The sequence below is a fragment of the Pseudomonas sp. H26/SER47-MNA-CIBAN-0231 genome (genome assembly GCF_040310465.1).
Lineage (GTDB): Bacteria > Pseudomonadota > Gammaproteobacteria > Pseudomonadales > Pseudomonadaceae > Aquipseudomonas > Aquipseudomonas atacamensis.
On record NZ_JBEOPW010000025.1, the window covers coordinates 1 to 25649 of the forward strand.

At 60.2% G+C, this 25649-nt stretch carries 20 protein-coding genes; 6 read left to right on the plus strand and 14 right to left on the minus strand.

From position 1 onward, the window contains the following. Window positions 1–292: 292 nt before the first annotated feature. Window positions 293–640 (minus strand): hypothetical protein, encoded by a 348-nt coding sequence (locus tag AAEZ10_RS25500; protein WP_137214280.1) that lies wholly within the window; start codon window positions 638–640, stop codon window positions 293–295. A 285-nt stretch (window positions 641–925) separates the two neighbouring features. On the opposite strand from AAEZ10_RS25500, the gene AAEZ10_RS25505 reads away from it, so the two are divergent. Beyond that, the gene (locus tag AAEZ10_RS25505; RefSeq protein WP_350571504.1) at window positions 926–1084 is read left to right on the plus strand and encodes a ubiquitin-like protein; all 159 of its coding nucleotides are present in this window, start codon (window positions 926–928) and stop codon (window positions 1082–1084) included. A 217-nt stretch (window positions 1085–1301) separates the two neighbouring features. On the opposite strand, the gene AAEZ10_RS25510 is transcribed toward AAEZ10_RS25505, so the two are convergent. After that, window positions 1302–1970, minus strand: a complete 669-nt coding sequence (locus AAEZ10_RS25510) for a polysaccharide lyase family 7 protein (RefSeq protein ID WP_016772792.1) — start codon at window positions 1968–1970, stop codon at window positions 1302–1304. A gap of 312 nt (window positions 1971–2282) precedes the next feature. Between AAEZ10_RS25510 and AAEZ10_RS25515 the strand changes: the two genes are divergently transcribed. The 3 genes from AAEZ10_RS25515 to AAEZ10_RS25525 are packed head-to-tail and all read left to right on the plus strand — an operon-like array spanning window position 2283 to window position 5260. Continuing rightward, window positions 2283–4406: a putative bifunctional diguanylate cyclase/phosphodiesterase gene (locus tag AAEZ10_RS25515; RefSeq protein WP_350571506.1), complete on the plus strand. Its 2124-nt coding sequence runs from the start codon at window positions 2283–2285 to the stop codon at window positions 4404–4406. A gap of 44 nt (window positions 4407–4450) precedes the next feature. Then, window positions 4451–4945 carry a YgjP-like metallopeptidase domain-containing protein gene (locus tag AAEZ10_RS25520; RefSeq protein ID WP_073476602.1) on the plus strand — a complete coding sequence of 165 codons (495 nt, stop codon included), beginning with the start codon at window positions 4451–4453 and terminating at the stop codon, window positions 4943–4945. A gap of 18 nt (window positions 4946–4963) precedes the next feature. Then, window positions 4964–5260 (plus strand): winged helix-turn-helix domain-containing protein, encoded by a 297-nt coding sequence (locus tag AAEZ10_RS25525; protein ID WP_016772794.1) that lies wholly within the window; start codon window positions 4964–4966, stop codon window positions 5258–5260. A 123-nt stretch (window positions 5261–5383) separates the two neighbouring features. Here AAEZ10_RS25525 and AAEZ10_RS25530 read toward each other — a convergent pair whose 3' ends face one another. Continuing rightward, window positions 5384–5836 carry a GNAT family N-acetyltransferase gene (locus AAEZ10_RS25530; RefSeq protein ID WP_122692394.1) on the minus strand — a complete coding sequence of 151 codons (453 nt, stop codon included), beginning with the start codon at window positions 5834–5836 and terminating at the stop codon, window positions 5384–5386. 255 nt (window positions 5837–6091) lie between these two features. Between AAEZ10_RS25530 and AAEZ10_RS25535 the strand changes: the two genes are divergently transcribed. Next, on the plus strand, window positions 6092–6829 hold the full coding sequence (locus AAEZ10_RS25535) for a substrate-binding periplasmic protein (RefSeq protein ID WP_350571509.1): 738 nt from the start codon (window positions 6092–6094) through the stop codon (window positions 6827–6829). Between the two features lie 79 nt (window positions 6830–6908). Here AAEZ10_RS25535 and yccS read toward each other — a convergent pair whose 3' ends face one another. The 9 genes from yccS to betI all read right to left on the minus strand — a co-directional run bounded on the left by yccS (window position 6909) and on the right by betI (window position 20951). Then, the gene (yccS, locus tag AAEZ10_RS25540; RefSeq protein WP_073476432.1) at window positions 6909–9083 is read right to left on the minus strand and encodes a YccS family putative transporter; all 2175 of its coding nucleotides are present in this window, start codon (window positions 9081–9083) and stop codon (window positions 6909–6911) included. Between the two features lie 228 nt (window positions 9084–9311). After that, the gene (locus tag AAEZ10_RS25545; protein WP_073476434.1) at window positions 9312–10490 is read right to left on the minus strand and encodes a BaiN/RdsA family NAD(P)/FAD-dependent oxidoreductase; all 1179 of its coding nucleotides are present in this window, start codon (window positions 10488–10490) and stop codon (window positions 9312–9314) included. A gap of 131 nt (window positions 10491–10621) precedes the next feature. Continuing rightward, window positions 10622–12007 (minus strand): ATP-dependent RNA helicase DbpA, encoded by a 1386-nt coding sequence (gene dbpA / locus AAEZ10_RS25550; protein WP_024014613.1) that lies wholly within the window; start codon window positions 12005–12007, stop codon window positions 10622–10624. A 292-nt stretch (window positions 12008–12299) separates the two neighbouring features. Next, complete coding sequence (mdtD, locus tag AAEZ10_RS25555) at window positions 12300–13727, minus strand: multidrug transporter subunit MdtD (protein WP_350571512.1); 1428 nt, start codon at window positions 13725–13727, stop codon at window positions 12300–12302. A 190-nt stretch (window positions 13728–13917) separates the two neighbouring features. After that, complete coding sequence (locus AAEZ10_RS25560) at window positions 13918–15255, minus strand: TldD/PmbA family protein (RefSeq protein ID WP_122506103.1); 1338 nt, start codon at window positions 15253–15255, stop codon at window positions 13918–13920. Continuing rightward, a complete protein-coding gene (locus AAEZ10_RS25565; RefSeq protein WP_350571514.1) occupies window positions 15255–16697 on the minus strand; it encodes a TldD/PmbA family protein in 1443 nt (480 codons plus the stop codon). Before AAEZ10_RS25565 ends, AAEZ10_RS25560 begins: the two co-directional genes overlap by 1 nt. A 189-nt stretch (window positions 16698–16886) precedes the next feature. Continuing rightward, window positions 16887–18590: a choline dehydrogenase gene (gene betA, locus AAEZ10_RS25570; RefSeq protein WP_016772801.1), complete on the minus strand. Its 1704-nt coding sequence runs from the start codon at window positions 18588–18590 to the stop codon at window positions 16887–16889. Window positions 18591–18796: 206 nt separating this feature from the next. Then, window positions 18797–20269, minus strand: a complete 1473-nt coding sequence (gene betB, locus AAEZ10_RS25575; protein ID WP_024014608.1) for a betaine-aldehyde dehydrogenase — start codon at window positions 20267–20269, stop codon at window positions 18797–18799. Window positions 20270–20357: 88 nt separating this feature from the next. Next, window positions 20358–20951, minus strand: a complete 594-nt coding sequence (betI, locus tag AAEZ10_RS25580) for a transcriptional regulator BetI (RefSeq protein WP_024014607.1) — start codon at window positions 20949–20951, stop codon at window positions 20358–20360. A 486-nt stretch (window positions 20952–21437) separates the two neighbouring features. Between betI and AAEZ10_RS25585 the strand changes: the two genes are divergently transcribed. Beyond that, window positions 21438–23378 (plus strand): BCCT family transporter, encoded by a 1941-nt coding sequence (locus AAEZ10_RS25585; RefSeq protein WP_223259140.1) that lies wholly within the window; start codon window positions 21438–21440, stop codon window positions 23376–23378. 190 nt (window positions 23379–23568) lie between these two features. On the opposite strand, the gene choV is transcribed toward AAEZ10_RS25585, so the two are convergent. Together choV and choW are read right to left on the minus strand one after the other, a co-directional pair. Continuing rightward, on the minus strand, window positions 23569–24747 hold the full coding sequence (choV, locus tag AAEZ10_RS25590; RefSeq protein ID WP_016772804.1) for a choline ABC transporter ATP-binding protein: 1179 nt from the start codon (window positions 24745–24747) through the stop codon (window positions 23569–23571). Further along, window positions 24744–25589 carry a choline ABC transporter permease subunit gene (gene choW / locus AAEZ10_RS25595; protein ID WP_016772805.1) on the minus strand — a complete coding sequence of 282 codons (846 nt, stop codon included), beginning with the start codon at window positions 25587–25589 and terminating at the stop codon, window positions 24744–24746. Before choW ends, choV begins: the two co-directional genes overlap by 4 nt. Window positions 25590–25649 lie beyond the last annotated feature (60 nt).

Consider the following 25649-nt stretch of genomic DNA (forward strand, 5'->3'; position numbering starts at 1 on the left):
GGCGCTGATGGGCTGAAACGCCTTTTTTCGTCTGCTGTGAGCACAAAAGCAAACGCCCCGAACAAGTCGGGGCGTTTGCTGGAACCGCCGTCAGTGCGTTTTCACACAGTCTGGAGAGGCGGGTTTTTTGTGGGCAACTATTACGCCTGACGAAGTGATTTAAAGTAAGAGCAATTTATAATGCTTCGAAGATTCAGCAGATCTCGCTGGAGGCGATCTATCCGCGTCATCGGAAGGATGAGATAAACGTTGAGGTTAACTGATTTATCCAGTTTTATCGGTAATAAAAAAGTCAGCTTCTTGTGAATTTGATTCCGTATGTCTGGCCGACATTCGGCCCACCTGATTCAACTTTAACTGTACCTTCCAAGTAGCTGTCGGTCCCGTCAGACGATTTCATCTTGATCGAGAGAGAGCTTGGGCCATGGTTAAGCTCATCTCTTTTCGTGGCATCTGATTTCGCTTGAAGATTAAAAGACCTGGTGGGTTTTGTATAGGTGCCAGTGACGATGAAATCTAGTCCGCAATAGTCCATGTAGCCTTTGCTTATATTGCCGTTTTGCTGGCCTAGATCGTCAAATTTAAGTGTGGCGGCATGTTGCTCACTAGCGTTGAATACGAAGCCATTGTAAGTTTTCATGATGTTCACCTTCTGCATTCGAGTATTAAAGTCAAATAGGATGTCTCCTGTTGCGTTCATGAGATTAGGCAAGAAAGGCTTGCAGGTAACCTGATATAAATGACAGTTATTTATAATATTTAGCTATGGATGATGCGTGCGAACTTAATTTTTTGATCTGTGGGATGAGCCAGTGAAATAGTCTGCGGGGTTACTGGAGGAGTTCGATGTATCGGCGTGTCCCCTTTATCGGTCCCTTTGTCGATGAAGGTCATAGATGCTATTTAACATTATTCAATAGGTCTGGTGCATGCTGAGCCGTTGGACACCATAGAAAACGTAAAAGCAAAAATTCAAGATAAAGAGGGTATTTCACCCGATCAGCAACGCCTGATTTTTGCTGGCAAACAGCTCGACGATGGTCGAGCATTGTCTGACTACAAGAAAAAAAGGAGCAGTTCTTGACTTGGTCCTTAGATGGTAGAACGGTAATCACGGCTTCCGCTGTATTGTTTTTTGTGACCGCCGAGCTGTAGATCCGGTTATTGAACGTCCGGTGATGCGGAAAGGATTTTGAAGATCAATCCGATCTCGCTGAGGTGCGATCTTTCGATTTGTCTTTTCAGCATCCAAAACAATCAAAAGATCGTAGCCCGCAGTGGCTCTTACAGGAGGACGTAAGCTACTTGTCGTGATCAATATCCAGTTTGGTAAACGTCACCTGCCCACCCTCACTGGTATAGCCGGTGTTGTCCTGCACATACACGCCGGCCTTGAAGTACAGCGGCTTGTCGCGCCAGGTCGCGCTGATCTGGGAGTCCCACTGATAGCCCGCCGCACTCACGCCCAGCGCACCGCCGGGGCTCAAGTGGATGAGGTAGTTGAATTCGCGATCAAGCTTGACGCCGGTGGCTAGGGTGATGACGCGGCTTTCGGCGTCGTCCGGGCGCATGCGCACTTTGATCACCAGATTGCCGGTCTGGGTTTTTTCCTTGTACTGATATTCGAGCTTGACCATCGGCCGCTGGCTTTCGTACGCGTGGATCTGGCCGATGACGATCTTGCCCGAGCTCGGCACCTTGTTCACCGCGAGGGTGGCGCGCAGCAGGTTGTCGGCGTCCGGGTAGTACCAGTTGCGCAGGGTGCCGTTGCTGTAGGTTTCGCGCAGTTCGGTACGCGGGTAGATGGCGTTTTCGGTTTTCGAGCCAGTCACCGGGGACCAGAAGAACAGGGTGCCGGTGTCGGAATGGAAGTACTGATCCTTGAAGCCATCCACCAGTTTCGAGGTTTCAACGGTGTACGGCGGGCTGCCAACAGGAACGCTGAGGTTCCAGGTTGCGAGGTCGATCATGACGGTTCTTCCAATCAATTCATCCGGAACGCCGGTGCCAGAAGCTCTAGCCCGCGCGTTTTCGGGCGTCTTTATAAGCGTAGCGGCAATTTTTGTTAATGCCCGCCTGGCGATTACTTGACGTCAAAGTCCTGTCGAAATGCCATCCCGCCCGGTTTTCGGGGGCTGTAGCGGTGACCGTTAGTCGGCTGGGTTGAGCATTGTTTAAATGATGGCGGGATGACAGCTTCTGCTTTCACTGATCCGCGTCTAGAGTGAAGGCTCAGTACGTCTATGGTTTTGCCGGCAACCGGTCCCGATAAGAGAAGCAGCATGGAATGCGCGCAACCCCAGCCAGGTGAAGGCAGCTCGGTCCTTTTGATCGTCGATGATTACCCCGAAAATCTGATCAGCATGCGCGCGTTGCTGCAGCGTCAGGATTGGCAAGTGATGACCGCCGCCTCGGGTTTCGAGGCGCTGAACCTTTTGCTCGAACACGACATCGACCTGGTTCTGCTCGATGTGCAGATGCCCGGCATGGACGGTTTCGAGGTCGCGCGGCTGATGCGCGGCAGCCAGCGCACGCGGCTGACGCCGATCATTTTCCTCACCGCCAACGAGCAATCCCAGGATGCGGTGATCAAGGGCTATGCCAGCGGCGCGGTGGATTACCTGTTCAAGCCGTTCGATCCGCAAATTCTCAAGCCCAAGGTCCAGGCGTTGCTCGAGCACCAGCGCAATCGCCGTGCCTTGCAACGCCTCAGTCATGACCTGGAAGTGGCGCGCGCCTTCAATGCCTCGGTGCTGGACAACGCCGCCGAAGGCATTCTGGTGTTGAGCGAGGACGGCGTGATCCGCTTTGCCAACCCGGCGATTTCGCGACTGCTCAATGCGCCGGTGAAGGATCTGGAAGGCAAGGAGTTTCTCGATTTCCTGCAGAAGCCCCACATTCCGTTGTGGGCCGATTCCGAGTTCTACGCCGGCTACCAACGTGGCGAAACCCTGCGCCTGCATGATGCGTTGTTGCGTACTGCGCCCGGGCAGCAAGTGCCGGTGGCGTTGTCTTGCGCGCCGCTGCCCTCGGAGCAGCACGCGATGGTGGTGACGGTGCTGGACATGTCGGTGGTGCGTCACTTGCACCAGCAACTGGAGTTCCAGGCGGTGACCGATCCGCTGACCGGGCTGCTCAACCGGCGCGGGTTCTACCAGACCGTGGAAAACCTGCTGTTGCGCGGGGAACGCAGCGACAGCAGTTGGGTATTGCTCTACCTCGATCTCGATGGCTTCAAACGGGTCAATGATTCCCTCGGCCATGACGCCGGCGACCGTGTGTTGCGCTGGGTTTCCGAGCAACTGAAGGCGTGCCTGCGGCCGTTCGATATTCTCGCGCGCATGGGCGGCGATGAATTCACCGCGCTGCTGGATCTGGAATTCCCCGAGCAAGCGGCGAAGATTGCCGAAAAACTCATCGAACGGGTATCGGTGTGTCAGCAGATCGAAGGTCTGGATATAGTCCTTGGCGCCAGTATCGGCATCGCCACCTATCCTGACTGCGGGCGCAATCTCGACGGCTTGCTGCGCGCCTCGGACATCGCTATGTACGAGGCCAAGCGTGCCGGGCGTCAGCAATATCGCTTCTACGATCATGAAATGAACGGCCGCGCACGTTCGCGTCTGATGCTTGAAGACAGCGTGCGCGAGGCCATCGAGAATCGTGATTTCAATCTGGTCTATCAGCCGCAAGTGGCGATCGGCAGCGGACAGATCCGTGGGTTCGAAGCGTTGCTGCGCTGGCAGCACCCGAGCGTCGGCGATGTGCCGCCGGGGTTGTTTCTGCCGTTGCTGGAAGAGGCGCGCCTGATCAGTCGCCTCGGCAGCTGGATCTATCACCGTGGCGCCGGCCAGCGCAAAGCCTGGGAAACCTTGTTCGCCGACGATCTGGTGCTCGGCGTGAGCCTGAGCAACACCCAGTTCGGCCTGCCGAATCTGGCCACCGAGCTGCGTCAGGTCATGGAGCGCCATGCGCTGCAACCTCAGCAACTGGAAGTTGAAGTCACCGAAGAAGCGTTGATGCAAAACCCGGACGAAACCCGCAAGCAACTGCGGCTGCTGCGTCATCTCGGGGTGCGCGTGGCGCTGGATGATTTTGGTTCGGGGCCGTGCTCGCTGGCGCATCTGCGCGATCTCGAACTGGATACGCTGAAACTCGACCGCCACTTGATCGCGCGCCTGCCGGACTCGCCACGTGATGCGGCGCTGGTGCGCATGGTCATCGATCTGTGCAAGCAATACGGCCTGCTGGTGATTGCCGAAGGGGTGGAAACCCTCGAGCAATATCAGTGGCTGCAAGCCCATGGCTGCGAATACGTGCAGGGCTTCCTCGTCGCGCGGCCGTTGATCGCCGAAGACGCGGTCAGCTTCGTCGAACCGTTTGACTGGAGCGCGTTGCCCGGTTGAATTCGCTACACTGGCGGACCTTTTTCGAACCGCGTCGCTCGTCCATGACTGTGTTGAAGTACCTCCAGGCCTACCCCGCACAATTGCAGGATCAGGTGCGCCAACTGATAGCCGAAGGGCGCCTGGGTGAATACCTGAATCAGCGCTATTCAGGGCGACACGACGTGCAGAGCGACAAGGCCTTGTACAGCTACGCGCTGGATCTCAAACAGCAGTACATGCGCAATGCGCCGGCCATCGACAAAGTGCTGTTCGACAACCGCCTCGACCTGACCCACCGCGCGCTCGGTCTGCACAGCACGGTGTCACGAGTGCAGGGCGGCAAGCTCAAGGCCAACAAGGAAATCCGCATCGCCGCGCTGTTCAAGGACGCCGCGCCGGATTTTCTGAAGATGATCGTGGTGCACGAGCTGGCGCACTTCAAGGAATCGGATCACAACAAGGCGTTCTATAAACTGTGCGAGCACATGCTGCCGGGGTATCACCAGATCGAGTTCGATCTGCGTGTGTACCTGACGTGGCGGGATATGCAGGCTTGACCAATCAGGAAGGTGTGGATGGACGTCAGCAAGACCAAAAGCAGTTTCTATCGCCGTTTGTACGTAGCTTATCTGATCGATAGCGGCCTGGCGCCGAGTGTGCCGACGCTGACCGAAGTCACCGGCATGCCGCGACGCACGGCGCAGGACACGATTGCCGCGCTGGCCGATCTGGACATCATCTGTGAGTTCGAACAGGAAGAGGGCGCACGCAATCATGCCGGGCGCTATCGGATTCGTGAATGGGGAGCGATTGATCGGGGGTGGATCGAGCGCAATTTGCGGCAGATAAAAGCGGTGCTGGAATACCCCTGAATCCAGCGCCGCCTGAACTGACACAATCGCTGGCAAGCCAGCTCCCACAGGGATCTCCAGCGAACACGGTTTTCGTGAACGAGCGATGAACCTGTGGGAGCTGGCTTGCCAGCGATGAGGCCCTCAAGAACGACGCATGCCTATGTGGGGAATCCCATCCTCGAGATATTCGTCGCCCGCCACTTCGAACCCGTATTTGCCGTAATACCCCTGCAAGTGTGCCTGCGCCGACAGATAGATCGGTACCTGCGGCCAGTGCTTTTCGGCCTGCTTCAGCGCCTGTTCCATCATCGCGTGGCCCAACCCTTTGCCACGGCCGGCGGGCGCGGTCACCACGCGGCCAATCACCACGTCGCCGCCTTGGGATTCCGGGTCCAGCAGGCGCAGATAAGCCATCAGCTGATCATCCTCCCAACCCATCAGGTGATGGGTATCGCCCTCCAGATCCTGGCCGTCGAGGTCCGGATAAGCACATTTCTGTTCGACCACGAATACATCAGAGCGAAGCTTCAACAAGGCGTACAACTGCTCTTTGCCCAGATCACGATGATGTTTGCAGATCCACTCGATTGTCATTTTTCGATTCCTTGACCATGTCGCCCGATACTAAGCGCAGCAGCGCCGTATGTCTGTATGGCGCAACAGTCTGTGATAAAGGTCAAAATGCCACTATTCCTTTCTCACGCTGCCTGCGACTTTGTGTAATCTGCTCAAGAGCACTGTCCACTGGCTCCCATGAGCTAATGTTCAATGCTTGGGTTTTGCCGGTAAGGGGCCTTGGGTTTTGACGTGAAAACACGTCGGGCGGTTGCCCGCTGAGGATGTTCAAGCATGCTGCGATTGCTTCAAGCCGTTGCTTTGATCGGACTGCTGGTGCTCGGCCAGGATGCTGCGGCGCAGAAGCTGCGGCTGGCGTTCGATAATTGGCCGCCGTTTACCGACGATGCACTGGTCAACGGTGGCCTGGCCACCGACATTGTCAGCACCGCACTGGCTCGCGCCGGTTATGCCAGCGGTTACGAACAAGTGCCGTGGGCGCGAGCATTGCTGGGGATTGGCGAGGGGCGTTACGACGTGCTGGTCAATGCCTGGTACAACGACGAGCGCACGCAGATCGGCCAGTTTTCCGGTGAGTACCTGATCAACCGCATCCGCTTCCTCAAGCGCAAAGACGCACCTATTGAATACAACCGCCTCGAGCAACTGCACACCTATCCGATTGCGGTGGTGCGTGGCTATGCCTATTCCGCACCGTTCGATGCCGACACGGCGATGCAAAAAGTGCCCGTGCACAACTTCGCCATGGGCGTGCGCATGCTCGCGGCGGATCGGGTCAAGCTGACGCTTGAGGATGAGTACGTAGCGAAGTATTACCTGGCGCGGGAATCGGCCAAGGTGCGCAATTCGGTGGAGTTCCTATCCAAGCCGTTGAGTGAGAACAGCCTGCATATTCTGGTCAGCCTGAAGAATCCGCAGCATGAGCAGATCGTCGCCGGGTTTGACCGGGCGATTGCAGCGATGAAGGCTGACGGGACTTATGAGAAGTTATTGCGGCGGCATGGAATGTAGTGGGGGAGCTACAAGTTTCAAGCTGCAAGCTTCAAGTTAGAAGCCGGGTTGCGTTCGGCTTGTAGCTTGTAGCTTGCAGCTAGACTTCTTTGATCAAATGCGCCGCCAATGTCCGAAGCGGCCCTAACTGCCGGCAAATCAGCGCCAGCTGCGTCTGCACCAACCGCTGCCCTTCATCGATTTCATCCGGCATCTGTTCCAGCTCATTGGCCAGCGCTTCTTCTTCATCACTCTGAATTGCAATCGGCTGCTTGCTCGCCAGGCCTTGAGCGATTTCGTCGATGCTGGTCGCCAGTTTCACCCCGGCGCCTTCGATCAGATGCTCACGTACCTCCGCAGGCAACTGTGTTTCGCGGTGCGCGCCGAGCCCTGACAAATAGCTGAGCAGGGTGTGCGACAGCACCAGGAAACGGAAACCGACATCCGCCTCCTTACGGAAATGCCCCGGTTCCATGAGCATGTTCGCCAGTGTCGTCGACAGCGCCGCGTCAGCGTTATGGGCGTTGCGGCGGGCCAGGCGATAGGCGAGGTCGTCGCTCTTGCCGGCGGCGTATTGCTGCATGATCTGGCGTAGGTAGATGCTGTTGCAGGTCAGGGTGTTGGCCAGCACTTTGTTCAGGCGCCGACCCTGCCAGTCCGGCAGGAACAGGAACACCGCCAGACCCGCGATCAGGCTGCCCAGCAGGGTGTCGAACAGCCGTGGCAGGAACAGTCCGTAGCCATCGCCGACCTGATTGAAGCAGAACAGCACCATGATGGTGATCGCCGCCGTCGCCAGGGTGTAGCGGGTGGTGCGATTGGTGAAGAACACCACGCCGGCAGCGATGGCGAAGCACGATTGCACTACCGGGTTGGGGAACAGATCGAACAGCGCCCAGGCCACCGTCAGGCCAATGGCCGTGCCGATGATCCGCTGGCCGAGCTTGCGCCGGGTGGCGCCGTAGTTCGGCTGGCAGACGAACAGCGTGGTGAGAATGATCCAGTAGCCTTGGGACGGGTGAATCAGGTGCACCATGCCGTAGCCGATGCTCAGTGCCAGCGGCAGGCGCAGGGCATGGCGGAACAGCAGCGAGGTCGGCGTCAGTTGCGTGCGCAGGCGAATCCACACGTCCTTGAGATTGCGCGGTGAGCGGTCGAGCAGGCTGCTGTCGGTGGCATCCGCCAGGGCATCGGGGTTGCTGGCATCGCTGAGCAGGCGGTCGAGGGTGCCGAGGTTGGCCGCCAGTGCGCGCAGCGAGCGCAGCAGGCCGCGCCATGCCGGGTTGCTCTGGATGCGCAAGTGTTCGAGGGAGGCATGCAGGTCGTTCAGGGCTTCGGCGAAACTGGCGTCGTAGATGAATGGCTGGCGCATCTGGATGGATTCGGCCAAGGCCCGGCAGGCCTTGCCTTGCTGGCGCAGCAGGCGCTGGCAGCGGAACAGCACGTCGCTGTGGAAGAACGCCTCGGCCAGTGCGTTGTAAGGATAGTGCGAAGAGCTGGCGCGTTCGTGAATGTCTTGGGCGAGGAAGTACAGCTTCAGATAACGGCTGACTTTCGAGCCGGGTCGACCGTTGCCGACCCGGTGCAGGATGATTTCCTTGGCCGTGTTCAAGGCGGCGACCACCCGGCCATTCTGCTGCGCCAGTTCGAGGCGGCGGGCTTCGACGTCCATCTGCCGGATCGGCTCGAACAGCGAGGATTTCAGTTTCAGATACAGGCCCAGTTCGCGGAACAGCCGCGCCAGACTTTGCTGCACCGGTTGGTTGGAAAACAGCGCCTGCCACAGCACCGAGAGCAGGCCATACCACGCCGCGCCGGCGACCAGCAGCATCGGTTCATGCCAGAAATCGGTAACCGCGCCGCCGCGCTGATCGACGCCGATCATCGTGTACACCGAGAGAATCAGCGTCGCCGAGGCGATCGCACCGTAACGCTCGCCCAGTGCGCCGAGCATGGTCAGGCCGAAACTGGCCAGCGCCAGGGCCACGGCGAAAATGATCGGGTAGGGGAAGAGCAATTCCACCGACAGCGCGGCGATGCTGAAACACACCAGCGTCACCGCCAGAGCGTTGAGACGACCCTGCCAACTGTCGTCGGTTTCGGCCAGGGCGCTGGCGATGATGCCGAGAAACAACGGGATCAGCAGGCCCATTTCATCCTGATACCAGCACAGCGCCATGCTGCCGGTCAGGGCGATGAATACCCGCACGCTGTAGCTGAATTTATCCAGCGCCCACAGGCGCCGCAAAGACTGACGAAACGAGGTCGAGGACATGAAGTGCGAAGGCCTTCCGAGGCGATGCCGCTAAATTGAGCCAGTAATGACGCCGACGCAATGGCGTCGAGCACATCTGACAGCAAAAAGTGTTCCTTTTACTACACCACAAACCACTGTGGGAGCGAGCTTGCTCGCGAATGCGATGTGTCAGTCACCACAATGTTGACTGAAAGACCGCTTTCGCGAGCAAGCTCGCTCCCACAGGGTTTTGTATTTAGCCTTGAGTTAAGCGTACTGCGCAGCAGCGTAGCCCGAGGCCCAGGCCCACTGGAAATTGAAGCCGCCCAAGTGCCCGGTGACGTCGAGCACTTCACCAATGAAGTACAGGCCCGGGCTTTTCAGCGATTCCATGGTCTTGGACGACACCTCGCGAGTGTCGACGCCACCCAGAGTCACCTCAGCCGTGCGATAGCCTTCAGTTCCCGCCGGCACAACCTTCCAGCTGCCGAGCTTCTCGGCAATCTCCGCCAGTTCAGCGTGGGTGTACTGCTTCATCGGTTTGGAGACAAACCAGTTGTCCGCCAGCAGATTGGCCATCTTCTTGGTGAAGATCTCGCCAAGCAAAGTCTTCAGCTCGCTGTTCGGACGCTCGGCGACTTGCTCTTGCAGCCAGCTCGCCGCGTCGTGATCCGGCAGCAGGTTGATCTCTACCGTATCGCCAGACTCCCAGAACGAGGAAATCTGCAGGATCGCCGGGCCACTGAGGCCACGGTGAGTGAAGAGGATGTTCTCGCGAAAGCTCTGATCATTGCAGCTGACCAGACAATCCACCGAGGTGCCGGACAATTCGGTGCAGAGTTCCTTGAGCTGGTCGGTAATGGTGAACGGCACCAGCCCGGCGCGGGTCGGCAGCAGTTCATGGCCGAACTGTTTGGCGACTTGATAACCGAAACCGGTGGCGCCCAGGGTCGGAATCGATAGCCCGCCGGTGGCGATCACCAGCGATTGGCACTGGACCTGACCGAGGGTGGTGTCGAGCAGGTAGCCGCTGTCGACCTTCTCGATGGCTTGGATCGAGGTGTCCAGGTGCAGCTCGACGCCGGCCTGATCGCATTCATCAAGGAGCATGCCGAGGATGTCGCTGGATTTGTTATCGCAGAACAACTGGCCGAGTTTCTTCTCGTGGTACGGCACGCCGTGCTTGCCGACCAGACCGATGAAATCCCACTGGGTGTAACGCGCAAGCGCCGACTTGCAGAAATGCGGGTTCTGCGAAAGGAAATTACTCGGTTCGGTGTACATGTTGGTGAAATTGCAGCGGCCACCGCCGGACATGAGGATTTTCTTGCCGGCCTTGTTCGCGTGGTCGAGCAGCAACACCTGACGCCCGCGCCCGGCGGCGGTCAGGGCACACATCAAGCCGGCCGCGCCAGCGCCAATGATCACGACTTCGGTAGAGCGCAAAACGGTGTCCTCACACAATGATCGTTCCCACGCTCTGCGTGGGAATGCCGCCATGGACGCTCTGCGTCCGTTGTTATGTGACGCGGAGCGTCACGGGATGCATTCCCACGCAGAGCGTGGGAATGATCAGGTCAGAGAATACGTACGCGCAACGAGCGGCCCTTGATCTTGCCGTCGTTCAGGCGCTGCAAGGCCTGCATGGCCACGGTGCGCTCGACAGCGACGTAGGCCTGGAAATCGAAGATCGCAATCTTGCCGACCTGCGCGCCGGGAATGCCCGCTTCGCCGGTCAGTGCGCCAAGAATGTCGCCCGGGCGCACTTTGTCTTTGCGGCCAGCGCCGATGCACAGAGTGGTCATCGGCGGTTGCAGCGGCGCCAGGCCCTGGGACTTGAGGTTGTCGATCTGATCCCAGTTCAGCGGCGCTTTCTGCAGTTGTTCGATGGCTTGCGCACGATGAGCTTCGGACGGCGCGACCAGGCTGATGGCGATGCCTTTCTCGCCCGCGCGACCGGTACGGCCGACGCGGTGGATGTGGATTTCCGAATCGCGCGCCAGCTCGACGTTGATCACCATGTCCAGCGCATCGATGTCCAGACCACGGGCGGCGACGTCGGTGGCAACCAGCACCGAGGTGCTGCGGTTGGCGAACATCGCCAGTACCTGATCACGATCACGCTGTTCCAGATCGCCGTGCAGGCCAACGGCGGAAATACCTTTGGCGGTCAGGTGATCGACGGTTTCCTGAACCTGCTGCTTGGTGAAGCAGAACGCCACGCAGGACGCCGGACGGAAGTGGTGCAGGACTTTGGTCACCGCGCTCATGCGCTCTTCCGGGGAAATCTCGTAGAAGCGCTGCTCGATCTGCGTGTCGTCGTGGAAGGCTTCAGCCTTGACGGTCTGCGGATCGCGCATGAATTTCGAGGCCAGTTGCTTGATGCCCACCGGGTAGGTCGCGGAGAACAGCAGAGTCTGGCGACGCTCCGGGGTCTTGATGATGATGTCTTCGATCGCGTCGTAGAAACCCATGTCGAGCATGCGGTCGGCTTCGTCGAGGATCAGCGTGTTCAGGCCATCCAGCACCAGCGAACCCTTGCGCAAGTGCTGCTGAATGCGCCCCGGGGTGCCGACGATAATGTGTGCGCCGTGTTCCAGCGAAGCGATCTGCGGACCGAACGATACGCCACCGCACAGGGTCAGGACCTTGATGTTGTCTTCGGCGCGGGCCAGACGACGGACTTCCTTGGCCACCTGGTCGGCCAGCTCGCGGGTCGGGCAGATAACCAGCGCCTGGCACCCGAAGTAGCGCGGGTTGATCGGGTTGAGCAGGCCGATGCCGAACGCGGCGGTCTTGCCGCTGCCGGTCTTGGCCTGGGCGATCAGGTCCATCCCCTTGAGGATCACCGGCAAGCTCTGCGCCTGGATCGGCGTCATCTGGGCATAACCGAGTGATTCGAGGTTAGCCAGCATGGCGGCGGACAGCGGCAGAGTATTAAAAGCGGTGGCGATGGTGGTCACGGGACTGGCCTGCAAAACAAAATGTCGCGCAGTGTAGCAGCCCCGTGCCGGTTTCCTCGACAGTTCTGGACGAACAGCGATTGAACCCGAGGCAGGGATTACCTGTGGCGAGGGGATTTATCTGTGGCGAGGGGATTTATCCCCGATGGGGTGCGCAGCACCCCCAATACCTGCCACCTCGATTCATCCGGCTGACCGCATCCAACCTTTTTGGGACTGCTGCGCAACCCAGCGGGGATAAATCCCCTCGCCACGGAAGTCCTTCAGCAGCCACAGATGTCCTCCAGCACAATCAGTGTTCGATGTGCTCCTGTGGCCGTTTCGCCCGGCGCCCGTCTTCCTTGGACAGCTGCGAGAAAATCGTCGCCGCCAGCATCGCCATCACGCCGACCGTGACGAAGGTCAGCTGGAACGCGCCGAGCACGGTTTCCACGCCATCGTTGCCGACCTTCGCAGTGAAGCCGCCGAGCAGCGCGCCGGCGCAAGCCACGCCGAGGCTCAGCGACAACTGCGCGACCACCGACAGCAGACTGTTGCCGCTGCTGGCGCTGGCATCGTCGAGGTCGATCAGCGTCACCGTATTCATCGCGGTGAATTGCAGCGAGTTGATCGCACCCAGCACGGCTAGCAGGCACAGCAGCAGCCAGTACGGCGTCTGTTCGCTGACCAGCCCCATGCTCGCCAGCATGATCCCCAGCGCCAGGGTGTTGCCGGTGAGGACGATGCGATAGCCGAGGCGTTCGATCAGCGGCCGCGCGACCCACTTGGCGACCATCGCCGCAGCGGCCAGCGGCAACATGCTCATCCCGGCTTGCGACGGCGAATAGCCCAACGCGACTTGCAGCAGCAGTGGCACCAGAAATGGCAGAGCACCGCTGCCCAGTCGCGCGAACAGGTTACCGAGAATGCCGACGGCGAACGTGCGGGTCTTGAACAATGACGGCGCGAACAACGGGTTTTCGATGTGCCCGGCGCGCAGCCAGTACGCCGCCAGACAGGCCATGCCGGCGAACAGCAGCAACATTACCCGCAAGTGCGGCAGGTGCAGTTCGCCAAGGCCTTCCATGGCAATGGTGATGAGGATCATCGCTGCGCCGAACAGCAGAAAACCGAGGCTATCGAAGCGCGTGCGCTCCGTGCCGCGCAGGTCGGGAATGAACTTCCACACCGCATAACAGCCGATCACCCCGACCGGCAGATTGATCAGGAAGATCCAGTGCCACGTCACGTATTCCACCATCCAGCCGCCCATGGTCGGGCCGATCAGCGGGCCGAGCAGGCCGGGAATGGTGATGAAACCCATGATCCGCACCAGTTCCGAGCGCGGGTAGGCGCGCAGCACCACCAGTCGCCCGACCGGCAACATCAGCGCACCGCCGAGGCCCTGAATTACCCGCGCACCGATAAGCATGCTCAGGCTGCTGGACAAGGCGCAGAGCAGCGAGCCGAAACTGAACAGCAGAATCGCGCCGAAGAAGATTTTCTTGGTGCCGAAGCGGTCGGCGATCCAGCCGGAGGCCGGGATCAGCAGGGCCACGGTGAGCATGTAGGCGATGATCACACCCTGCATGCGCAACGGGTCTTCGGCCAGATCGCTGGCCATGGCCGGCAGCGCGGTATTGAGGATGGTCCCGTCGAGGGACTGCATGAAGAACGCAATGGCGACGACCCACGGCAACCAGCGGGCGGTGATGGCGTCGAGAGGCGGGCGGCTGGGCATGGAACCTCGTGTGGGTGGTTAATCCAGATTTTTGTTCAAACATGAAACCCTGTGGCGAGGGGATTTATCCCCGCTGGATCGCGCAGCGGCCCCAAAAAAGCGGGACTGCTGCGCAGTCCATCGGGGATAAATCCCCTCGCCACAGTTTCTATTCCAACAGTTGATCCCCCGTGTGCCGGGGAGCTTTGTTTTACAGCGTTAGGGTCAACCGGCTGACCAGCGCCCCCGGCAACAGCGATGACGAGGTATTGCGCTGGCTGTAGGTACTCGCCGACAGCAGCAATTCACGCTCGGTAGTCAACGCTTCCAACTGCGAGCCGAGCAGGTTGTAGGCGCTGTCGTCGAAACGCATGGTGCTGACCGGCGCCTGGATTTCGCCGTTCTCGACCCAGAAGGTCGCGAAACGGGTCATGCCGGTCATGCGCGCCGCTGGTTGATCCGAGTAGTTCAGGTACCACAGGTTGCTGATGTACAGCCCGGTGCCCAACTGCTTGAGGATCTCTTGCTGCGACAGATCACCGGCGGCCATGTTCAAGGCACTGGGCATTTCGCCGCCGCCCGCACCGTTCGCCGCCAGACCATATTCGGCGGCGCTGCGCGAGCCGACCAGTTGATCACCGGCCCGGCCTTCGATGATCAGACGCAGATCGCTGCGCGGATATCCCTCGGCAGAAAACGCCGGGCTCAGGGATTCGCTGACTTTCTCATCCAGCGACACCAGCGGACTGAACGCCTGATCGCCGACGTAGAGTTTCTGCAACGGACTGCTCTTGCTGGCGATCGATTGCGCCGAGAACCCGCCCCAACTGAGCATGCCCATGATTTCTTCCAGTGCCGCCGGTGCCAGATAGGCGCGGTACTGCCCCGGTGCCAGGGTGCGTAACGGTCGGCCGAGAAACTCAAGCTGTTCGCGTGCCTGGGCGAAACGCCGGGCGAAGCCCTCGTCGCTCCAGTCATGCCCGGCGTAGCTGGCCTTTACCGCTTCGCCGTTTTCATGGAACAGGCTGAAGTCGAAGTTGAAACTGTTGGCTTCATGCCAGCCGAACGCGCCGGCGGAGCTGGCGAAACCGCGGCTGATCGGGCCGGCAGCATAGAAGCCGACCAGATCCAGACCTTCAGCGGCGGCGCAGATTTGCCCGACGACATCTTCGGTGTCCGGCAGCGGATGCGCTTGTACGTGCGTGCTCTGCCAGCTGTTGTGATTGAGCAGCAGGTACGGATCCTGCGGCAGCAGCGGCAGGGTTTCGCGCAGTTGTTGCAGGCCCTCGGCGAGCCGTTGCAGATCGGCTTCCTGATCCCCGGACAAGGTGATCTGCAGGTCGGCGTGGCGACCGTCGTCGATCAGTTTCAGGCCGACGTTGGCCTGCTGTACTTGCCCGGCCTGGCGCACCTTGGCGTGATTGAAGCGCACGAACGCCGAGGCTTCGGCGGCGTAACTGAGCGTGAACTGTTCCGGCTCGCGCACGCTGTCGTGCAGCCAGTTGACCATGACCTTGAAGGCGTCGGACTGACGCTTCGAAATGCTCATCAGGCGTCTCCCCCAAACACATCAATGTTGCTGAATACGCAGGCCGGCGAAGCGTGGCCGACGCGAATCACCTGGTTCGGTTCGCCCTTGCCGCAGTTCGGCGTGCCCAGCACCTTGACGGTGTTGGCATCGCCGACGGCGCGCAGGCTCTTCCAGAAGTGCGCGGAAATGGCCCGGTAGTTGGGATTTTTCACCACGCCTTTAAGTTCACCATGCTCGATCAACTGGCCCCATTCGCAGCCGAACTGGAATTTGTTGCGCGCATCGTCGATCGACCACGAGCGATTGGTGCTCATCAGGATGCCGTGCTCGATACCACCGATCATCTGCTCCAGCGTCTGATCGCCCGGCTCGATGTTGAGGTTGGCCATGCGGTCGATCGGTGGCCGGTTCCAGCCGCAGGCGCGGCTGTTGGCAACGCCTTCGAGGCCGGCACGATACTGCGACAGTGCCCCACCCAATGGGCGCAGCAACAGGCCGTCGCGGATCAGGAATTGTTTGCTCGCCGCAGTGCCGTCGTCGTCATGGCCGTAGCTGGCGAGTTCTTCCGGGATGCCCGGGTCGAAGGTTACGTTGAGCAGGTTGGAGCCGTATTGCAGGCTGCCGAAATCGCTGGTCTTGACGAAACTGGTGCCGGCGTAATTGCGCTCATCGCCGAGGATGCGGTCGAGCTCCAGCGGGTGACCGATGGATTCATGAATCTGCAGCATCATCTGATCAGGCATCAGCAGCAGGTCGCGCGGGCCTTGCGGGGTGTTCGGCGCGAGCAGCAGTTGCAGGGCCTGGTCGGCGACTTGCGGACCTGCACCGACCAGGCCGCAACGGCTGATGACATCGGCGCCACCCTGCTGGCCGAAGTTCTCGCGGCCGAGGCTGCGGGTCTGGCTGTCGTTGCCGTCGTAGGCGGTGACGTCGAGGCTCGGATAAACGAAGCGCTGGGCCTGGCGCAATTCGGCGCCGGCGCTGCTCAGGTAGATCTGCTCGACATGGGTGATGCCGATGCTTACCTGCCAATTGACCAGGCGCTCATCCTTGGGCACCGAGGCGGACTCCGCACCGAGCAGATCGAAGCATTCGCTCAGGGATGGGAAGGGCTGTTCGAGATTGGGTGAAAAATAATCAGCGCGATCGCTGGAAAGCGGCTGCTCGCGCAGATCGAGCAAGGCGTGCGGCTTGAGCCGGCGGGCCTGTTGCTCGGCGCGATCGAGGGCGGCTTGCAGGCCTTGTTGCGAGAGGTCATTGGTCGCCGCGTAGGCTTCGACGCCATTCACGCGCACGGTGAGCATCGCCCCTTCATCGCGGCTCAGGCTCGGCGGTTCGGCGACGTTCTTGCGCACCGACAGAAACTGCCCGGACTCGCGCACATACCGCAGGGAAAAAAATTCAGCGCCCGTGCGCAAGGCAGCAAAGCGCTGCTTGAGCTGGGGGTGGAAATCGAACATTCGGGAACCTCCTTGTAATGGAGTAGCGGCATGGCGACAGCGGGGAGGGGTGAAACGGTTGCGCGAGGTCTAGAGTAGGCCTGCGTGGGGGTAGGATCAAGTGAAGAGGGGGTGTAGGAGGATTTACTGTGCCCGACAGCAGATCGTTCCCACGCAGAGCGTGGGAACGATCAGGGGAGGTATTACGACTTACTGCGTAACCGGGGTGATATCCCGCATCGGCTTGCCTTTGACCGGCGCGCCGTTCGCGACGTAATAAGCAGCGTTGCTGCGCGGCAGCGGCTTGCGGCCACGGATCTTGTCGGCGATTTTCTCGGCCATCATGATCGTCGGCGCGTTGAGGTTGCCGGTGGTGATGATCGGCATGATCGAGGCATCGACCACGCGCAGGCTCTGCATGCCGTGCACACGACCTTCGCCATCGACCACGGCCATTTCGTCGGTGCCCATCTTGCACGAGCAGGACGGGTGGAACGCGGTTTCGGCGTGCTCGCGGATGAACTTGTCGAGCTGCTCATCGGTTTGCACGTCGATGCCCGGGCTGATTTCGCGGCCACGGAAGGCGTCGAGGGCCGGCTGCTGCATGATCTCGCGGGTCAGGCGGATGCCGTCGCGAAATTCCTGCCAGTCCTGCTCGGTGGCCATGTAGTTGAAGAGGATGCTCGGGTGCTGGCGCGGGTCCTTGGATTTGACCTGGATGCGACCACGGCTCGGCGAACGCATGGAACCCATGTGCGCCTGGAAACCGTGCTCTTTCACACCGTTGCTGCCGTTGTAGTTAATCGCCACCGGCAGGAAGTGGTACTGGATGTTCGGCCATTCGAATTCCGGACGCGAACGAATGAAACCGCCGGCCTCGAACTGGTTGCTGGCGCCGATGCCGGTGCCGTTGAACAGCCACTCGGCACCGATCGCCGGCTGGTTGTACCAGAGCAGCGACGGGTACAGCGAAACCGGTTGGGTGCAGGCGTATTGCAGGTACAGCTCAAGGTGATCCTGCAGGTTTTCACCGACGCCCGGCAGATCGTGGACCACCGGGATGTCGAGGCTTTCCAGCAGTTTCGCCGGGCCGACACCGGAGCGCTGCAGAATCTGCGGCGAAGCGATGGCGCCGGAGCACAGCAGAACTTCCTTGCGCGCCTTGGCTTCAACACGTTCTTCAGCGTCGCCGATCAGGTAACGAACGCCGACCGCGCGCTTGCCTTCGAAAAGAATCTTGTCGGTCAGGGCGTGGGTGACGATGGTCAGGGTCGAACGCTTCTTGGCGATGTCGAGGTAGCCACGGGCGGTGGAAGCACGGCGGCCGTTCGGCGTCACGGTGCGGTCCATCGGGCCGAAGCCTTCCTGCTGGTAGCCGTTCAAGTCTTCGGTGCGCGGGTAACCGGCCTGCACGCCGGCTTCGACCATGGCGTGGAACAGCGGGTTGTTGCCGGCCTTCGGCGTGGTCACGCTGACCGGACCGTCGCCACCGTGGTAGTCGTTCGGGCCGATGTCGCGGGTTTCGGCTTTGCGGAAATACGGCAGGCAATCGAGGTACGACCAGTCTTCCAGGCCCGGCAGTTTCGCCCAGCCGTCGTAGTCCATGGCGTTGCCACGGATGTAGCACATGCCGTTGATCAGCGAAGAGCCGCCAAGGCCCTTGCCGCGACCGCATTCCATCCGGCGACCGTCCATGTGTGGCTCTGGATCGGTTTCGTAGGCCCAGTTGTAGCGACGCCCCTGCAGCGGGAAGGCCAGCGCGGCGGGCATTTGCGTGCGGAAGTCGAGGCGGTAGTCCGGCCCCCCGGCTTCGAGCAGCAGAACGGTGACGCCTTCGTCTTCAGTCAGACGGGTCGCCAGAGTGTTACCGGCCGAGCCGGCACCGATGATGATGTAATCGAATTCTTGGGACATTGAATGCACCCTCTTTGAAGTTGGTCAGGTCAACTGTGACCGCGCACCTGTGGCGAGGGGATTTATCCCCGTTCGGCTGCGCAGCAGTCGCAGAGTCGGCGACTGGTTCTGTCTGGAGAATTGCAGTGTCTGGAGGGGGGCCGCTTCGCAGCGCGACGGGGATGAATCCCCTCGCCACAATGGCCCCACCCGGACTCTGAGTCAGATCAGAACACCGAGACGTAATCGCCCAGCTCGACCTGTACCGATTTGATGCGGGTGAAGTTGTTCAGCGAGCTGATCCCGTTCTCACGGCCAACACCCGACTGCTTGTAGCCGCCGACCGGCATTTTTGCGTCGGACTCGCCCCAGGCGTTGATCCAGCAGATACCGGCTTCCAGTTGATGAATCACGCGGTGGGCGCGGTTCAGGTCCTTGGTAACGATACCGGCGGCCAGGCCGAAGTCGGTGTCGTTGGCGCGGCGGATCACTTCTTCTTCGGTTTCGTAGGAAAGGATCGCCATCACCGGGCCGAAGATCTCTTCGCGGACGATGGTCATGTCGTCGGTGCAGTCGGTGAACACGGTTGGCGCCACGAACGCACCTTTAGCGAATTCGCCGTCCGTCAGTCGACCGCCGCCGCACAGCACGCGTGCGCCTTCTTCTTTACCCTTGGCGATGTAAGCCAACACGCTTTCCATGTGCGGGAAGCTGACCAGCGGGCCGAAGTTGGTGTTTTCGTCTTCCGGGTTGCCAACGCGGATGCGGGCAACGCGCTCAACGATCTTGGCTTCAAAAGCGGCTTTCAGGTGCGCCGGTACGAACACGCGAGTGCCGTTGGTGCAGACCTGACCGGAGCTGTAGAAGTTGGCCATCATCGCCGTGTCGGCGGCGCGATCCAGATCGGCGTCGTCGCAGATGATCAGCGGCGACTTGCCGCCCAGTTCCATGGTCACGTCTTTGAGCGACGAAGCCGAAGCGCTGGCCATGACTTTCTTGCCGGTGTCGGTGCCGCCAGTGAAGGAGATTTTCTCGATGCGCGGGTGCTCGGTCAGCCAGGTGCCGACTTCGCGGCCGCTACCGGTCAGGACGTTGAACACACCGTTCGGCACGCCGGCTTCGGTGTAGATCTCGGCCAGTTTCAGGGTGGTCAGCGAGGTGACTTCGCTTGGCTTGAAGATCATCGCGTTACCGGCCGCCAGGGCTGGAGCGGATTTCCACAGGGCGATCTGGATCGGGTAGTTCCACGCGCCGATACCGGCGACTACGCCCAGCGGTTCGCGACGGGTGTAAACGAACGAGGTGTCACGCAGCGGGATCTGCTCGCCTTCGATGGCGGGCACCAGGCCTGCGTAGTATTCCAGCACGTCAGCGCCGGTGACGATGTCGACGTACTTGGTTTCGGAGAAGGATTTGCCGGTGTCCAGGGTTTCCAGCGCGGCCAGCTCATCGTTGCGCTCGCGCAGGATGTCGACGGCGCGACGCAGGATGCGCGAACGCTCCATGGCGGTCATCGCGGCCCAGATTTTCTGGCCCTTTTCGGCGCTGACCACGGCGCGCTCGACGTCGTCTTTGGTCGCACGTTGCACCAGTGCGAGGACTTCACCGTTCGCCGGGTTGATGGCTTCGAAGGTGGCGTCGCTGCCGGCGTCGGTGTACGCGCCATCGATGTAGAGTTTTTGCAGTTCGAAACGGGCCATAGTGTCCTCGCAAGTGCATTGGTGGTTGGCGTTGACCACCGCGATGACGCTGCGGTGGCGTTCAGGGGCCGAGCATTTTCTGTGTGCTCTAGCTCACCTTCTTGGCCAATTGGAAATCCATGTATTCGTAAGCGATCTGTTGCGCCTGAGCGGTGTCGAAAGCGTCTCCCGACAGCGCGCCGCGCAACCACAAACCGTCGATCAAAGCTGCCAGGCCTCGGGCGGCATTGCGCGCATCTTCGAGCGGCAACACACGGCGGAACTGGCAGCACAGGTTGGAATACAGACGGTGATCGTTGATCCGCTGCAACCTGTGCAAAGACGGCTGGTGCATGCTGGTGGCCCAGAAGGCCAGCCAGGTTTTCATTGCCGGGCCATTGACCTGGCTGGCGTCGAAGTTGCCTTCGATGATCACCTGCAGATGCGCCCGTGGGCTGTCATCTGCCAGCGCCTGACGGCGCGCGGTGACGCTCTCGCTGAGGGCGGTCATCAGGTACCGCATCGTGGCGGCGATCAGGCCGTTCTTGTCCTGAAAGTAGTGACTGATGATGCCATTCGAGACACCGGCCAAACGGGCGATCAGCGCAATGCTGGCGTCCCCCATTCCGACCTGATCGACCGCTTGCAAAGTGGCTTCGATCAGTTGTTGGCGGCGGATGGGTTGCATACCGACCTTGGGCATCTTGCACATCTCCTTAGGCCTTCCGAGGGGCGAATGACGCCGATCGGATTGAGGGCCAGTCTATTTTGTTTTGATTGAACGTTCAATCAACAAAGAATAAGATCTGCGACAATTCGTCGCTGCCTACAGAAAATTCCTACGCGTAATGACGATAAAAACCGACACCTGAAACGGCTCGAAACCTGCGCGGGGCATGGCGCGGTTCGCGATTCGATGGACGTGTTGAAAGGGCAAGACGCTCGGGGCCAGGTTTCGGATGAACGTCCGTCGCCTCTGGCCACGAAAGCGAATACGCAACGCCATTTCGGCAGGTTCGGGCTTTTTTCGGAGTGTCTTTATATCACCCGCCGGTCGGCTGCCAACTAACCGATTGGTCGGGTTCCGTGATGCCTTGTGTTCTTCTCTCGCACTGCCTGGAGCATTTGTGCCATGAGTTCTGCCTCGCTAATAAAGACCCCGCCCGAGAAGGTGACGGTCAACGGTTGGGTGTTCTACACCTCGACCGCGCTGATTCTGTTGTTGACCGCCATTCTGATCATCGCCCCGCAAGAGGCCGGCAGAATGTTGGGCATGGCTCAGGCCTGGTTGTCGCGCAGCTTCGGCTGGTACTACATGGTGGTGATCGCCGCCTACCTGGTGTTCGTGGTCGGCCTGGCGTTTTCCTCGTACGGCAAACTCAAACTGGGCAGCAAGGACGACACCCCGGATTTCAGCTACGGCGCCTGGGCGGGGATGCTGTTCTCGTCGGGCATCGGCATTTCGCTGTTGTACTTCGGCGCGTCCGAGCCGCTGGATCACTACTTCAATCCGCCGGAAGGCACCTCGGCCAGCAATCTGGCCGCGCGTCAGGCAGTGCAACTGACCTTCCTGCACTGGGGCCTGCACGGCTGGGCGATCTACGCGTTGGTCGGTCTGGCCGTGGCGTATTTCGCCTATCGGCATAACCAGCCACTGGCGCTGCGTTCGGCGCTGTATCCGCTGGTCGGCGAGCGTTGGGTCAAAGGCGCGGCCGGTCACGCAGTGGACGGCTTCGGCATGTTCGTGACCCTGCTGGGTCTGGTGACCAACCTGGGGATTGGCTCGCTGCAAGTGTCGTCCGGGCTGGAAAACCTGTTCGGCATGGAGCACAGCAATACCAACCTGCTGATCGTCATCATCGTCATGAGCACAGTAGCGACCATCGCTGCCGTGTCGGGTGTGGAAAACGGCATCCGTCGTCTGTCCAACCTGAACATCGTGCTGTTCAGCGGCCTGCTGATTTTCGTCCTGCTGTTCGGCCCGACCCTGCACCTGCTCAACGGCTTCGTGCAGAACATCGGTGACTACCTCAACGGCGTGGTGCTGAAGACCTTCGACCTGTACGTCTATGAAGGCGACAGCGCCAAGTCCGACCGCTGGCTGGGTCTGTGGACCCTGTTCTACTGGGCCTGGTGGATTTCCTGGGCGCCATTCGTGGGCATGTTCATCGCACGAATTTCCCGTGGCCGCAGCGTGCGTGAACTGGTTGCTGGCGTGCTGCTGATTCCGCTGGGCTTCACCTTGGCGTGGCTGTCGATCTTCGGCAACTCGGCGCTGGATCTGGTGATGAATCAGGGCGCGGTGGAGCTGGGCAAGACGGCGCTGGAACAGCCGTCGATGGCGATCTATCAGTTGCTTGAGCATTATCCGGCGTCGAAAGTCGTCATCGGGGTGTCGATCTTTGTCGGCTTCGTGCTGTTCCTGACCCCGGCCGACTCCGGCGCGGTGATGATGGCGAATCTTTCCTGCAAGGGCGGCAACGTCGATGAAGACGCGCCGCACTGGCTGCGGATCTTCTGGTCGGTGGTGATCACCCTGGTGACCATTGGCCTGCTGTTCGCCGGCAACTTCGAAGCCATGCAGACCATGGTCGTGCTGGCCGGCCTGCCGTTCTCGGTGGTGCTGATCTGCTTCATGTTCGGCCTGCACAAGGCGATGCGTCAGGACGTGCAGATCGAACAGGAGCAAGCGCAACTGGCCGAGCGCGGACGCCGAGGTTTCAGCGAGCGCCTGACGCAACTGGATCTGCAGCCGAGCCAATCGGTGGTGCAGCGCTTCATGGACAAACACGTCACTCCGGCACTGGAAGATGCAGCGGCGCAATTGCGCAATCAGGGCATTGAAGTGCAGACGCTGCTGGGCAAGGCCAAGCGTTGCATGGGCGTGCGGGTCGAGATGGAAGAGGGCAACCCTTTCGTTTACGAAGTGAGCCTGGATGGTTATCTGGCGACCCCGACCGAATCGGCGCAATCAGATGAAGCGCGTCAGCGTTATTACCGTGCTGAGGTGTATCTGCACAATGGCAGCCAGGATTACGACTTGATGGGCTTTACGCCGGAGCAGATTACGCGGGATGTGCTGGATCAGTTTGAAAGCCATCGGCAGCTTCTAGGCCGGGTGTATAGCTAAACAGCTAAAACAAAAGGGGCTCGATTGAGCCCCTTTTGCATGATCATTCCCACGCTCCGCGTGGGAATGCATCAATGGACGCTCTGCGTCCGCTGTTGTGGGACGCGGAGCGTCCCGGGCTGCATTCCCACGCGGAGCGTGGGAACGATCACGCCGCGATAATCTCGCGGCGTTTTTGTGTCTGCGGGGGTTACCCCAGATTCTTGCCCAACAACGCGTGATACAACTCGCTGTCGCCGAGAATCCCCACCACATGATTGTTATCGTGCAGCACCAGCTTGTTGCCGGTCTGATAACGGATCTGCAGCGCATCACGCATGCCGATGTTCGAGTCCACCAGCGTTGGCTTGCGCTCCAGGCCTTCCACTGCTTGCCCCGGTGCCCAGTTCTGCAGATTCAGCACCGAGCCGTTCTGCCGCGCGCCTTTGATGGTGTTGCCTTCGGCCAGGTCCAGCCACGAGTCGCCGCCAGGATCCAGGCACACCGAGCCGTTGATGCGTTTGCACTTGTCCAGCGTGCGCATCAGGCTGCGGCCGCAGAGCACGTTGAGCGGATTGGTGTGGGCGACGAAGGTGCGCACATAGTCGTCCGCCGGGTTGAGGACGATTTCTTCCGGCACGCTGTACTGGATGATCCGGCCGTCCTTCATGATCGCGATGCGGCTGCCGAGTTTGAGGGCTTCATCAAGGTCGTGGCTGACAAAAACGATGGTCTTGCTCAGCTTGCGTTGCAGCTCCAGCAGTTCATCCTGCAGACCCTGGCGGATCAGCGGGTCGAGGGCCGAGAACGGTTCGTCCATCAGCAGAATGTCGGCGTCCATCGCCAGCGCGCGGGCGAGGCCGACGCGTTGCTGCATGCCGCCGGAGAGTTCGTCCGGCTTTTTGTTGCGCCACTGGGTCAGACCGACCAGTTCGAGTTTCTCATCGACCAATTTCTTGCGTTCCTTCTCCGGTCGACCCTGCATTTCCAGACCGAAACTGATGTTCTCGCGCACTGTCAGCCAGGGCATCAGGGCAAACTTCTGGAACACCATCGCAATACGCTTGGTGCGCATCATCTTCAGCTCGGCGGGCGTGCAGGACGCGATGTCGATCTGACGGTTTTCATGCTCGACGAACAGCTTGCCGCGGCTCACCGTGTTGAGGCCGTTGATGCAGCGCAGCAGGCTCGATTTGCCCGAGCCGGAGAGGCCCATCAGCACGCAGATCTCGCCTTTGTTGATGTCCAGCGTGGCTTTTTCCACGCCGACGATCTGACCGGTCTTCTTCAGGATCTCGTTGCGGGTCATGCCCTGATCGAGCAGCTTGAGTGCCTCGCGCGGGTCTTTGGAGAAGATTACGTCAACGTCTTCGAAGCGAATTATGCTCATGCGTCACCCCCTACTTTGGCGTCGGGTTGTTTGCAGATACGGTCGAGCATGATCGCCAGCAGTACGATTGCCAGGCCTGCTTCGAAGCCCAGCGCAATATCAGCAGTGTTCAGTGCGTTGACCACCGGTTTGCCGAGTCCGTCGGCGCCGACCAGTGCCGCGATCACCACCATCGACAGCGACAGCATGATGCACTGGGTGATGCCGGCCGCGATGCTCGGCATGGCGTGCGGCAGTTCGATCCTTGAGAGCAATTGGCGACGCGAGCAGCCGAAGGCCTTGCCGGCGTCCATCAGTTCTTGCGGGACATCACGGATGCCCAGGTAGGTCAGGCGGATCGGCGCCGCGATGGCGAACACCACCGTGGAGATCAGGCCCGGTACCACACCCAGCCCGAAGAGGGTCAGGGTAGGAATGAGGTAAACGAAGGTCGGCACGGTCTGCATCAGATCGAGCACCGGCCGCATCATGGTGTAGAACATCGGTTTGTGCGCGGCGACGATGCCCAGCGGCACGCCGATCAACACGCAGACCAGGGTGGCGAACAGCACCTGGGCGAGGGTTTCCATGGTTTCCTGCCAGTAACCCAGGTTGAGGATCAGCAGGAACGAGGCGACCACGAACGCGGTCAGGCCCCACTTGCGTTGAATCAGATGGGCAATGATGGCAATCAGGCCAATCAGCACCAACGGGTTGAACCAGGTCAGCGCAAACGTCACGCCGTGGATCATCGTTTCCAGTGTCACGGCGATTGCGTCGAAGGTGTTGGCGCCGTGTTGCGTCAACCATTCGACGAAGCCCGCGATGTACTGGCCTAAAGGTATTTTCTGATCAATCAGCATGGTAGTGAACGTCCGCATGCAAGGAAATTAACAGCCCGGGCAGGCACGCCTGCCCGGCAT

Bases quoted from the DNA above. Each gene is read 5' to 3' on its own strand.
- AAEZ10_RS25520 (WP_073476602.1), top strand. From the start codon at position 4,451: ATGACTGTGTTGAAGTACCTCCAGGCCTACCCCGCACAATTGCAGGAT.
- AAEZ10_RS25565 (WP_350571514.1), bottom strand. From the start codon at position 16,697: ATGTTCGATTTCCACCCCCAGCTCAAGCAGCGCTTTGCTGCCTTGCGC.
- AAEZ10_RS25560 (WP_122506103.1), bottom strand. From the start codon at position 15,255: ATGAGCATTTCGAAGCGTCAGTCCGACGCCTTCAAGGTCATGGTCAAC.
- yccS (WP_073476432.1), bottom strand. From the start codon at position 9,083: ATGTCCTCGACCTCGTTTCGTCAGTCTTTGCGGCGCCTGTGGGCGCTG.
- mdtD (WP_350571512.1), bottom strand. From the start codon at position 13,727: ATGCCCAGCCGCCCGCCTCTCGACGCCATCACCGCCCGCTGGTTGCCG.
- AAEZ10_RS25500 (WP_137214280.1), bottom strand. From the start codon at position 640: ATGAAAACTTACAATGGCTTCGTATTCAACGCTAGTGAGCAACATGCC.
- betI (WP_024014607.1), bottom strand. From the start codon at position 20,951: ATGCCCAAGGTCGGTATGCAACCCATCCGCCGCCAACAACTGATCGAA.
- AAEZ10_RS25530 (WP_122692394.1), bottom strand. From the start codon at position 5,836: ATGACAATCGAGTGGATCTGCAAACATCATCGTGATCTGGGCAAAGAG.
- AAEZ10_RS25515 (WP_350571506.1), top strand. From the start codon at position 2,283: ATGGAATGCGCGCAACCCCAGCCAGGTGAAGGCAGCTCGGTCCTTTTG.
- AAEZ10_RS25535 (WP_350571509.1), top strand. From the start codon at position 6,092: ATGCTGCGATTGCTTCAAGCCGTTGCTTTGATCGGACTGCTGGTGCTC.
- betB (WP_024014608.1), bottom strand. From the start codon at position 20,269: ATGGCCCGTTTCGAACTGCAAAAACTCTACATCGATGGCGCGTACACC.
- choW (WP_016772805.1), bottom strand. From the start codon at position 25,589: ATGCTGATTGATCAGAAAATACCTTTAGGCCAGTACATCGCGGGCTTC.
- AAEZ10_RS25525 (WP_016772794.1), top strand. From the start codon at position 4,964: ATGGACGTCAGCAAGACCAAAAGCAGTTTCTATCGCCGTTTGTACGTA.
- AAEZ10_RS25510 (WP_016772792.1), bottom strand. From the start codon at position 1,970: ATGATCGACCTCGCAACCTGGAACCTCAGCGTTCCTGTTGGCAGCCCG.
- betA (WP_016772801.1), bottom strand. From the start codon at position 18,590: ATGTCCCAAGAATTCGATTACATCATCATCGGTGCCGGCTCGGCCGGT.
- choV (WP_016772804.1), bottom strand. From the start codon at position 24,747: ATGAGCATAATTCGCTTCGAAGACGTTGACGTAATCTTCTCCAAAGAC.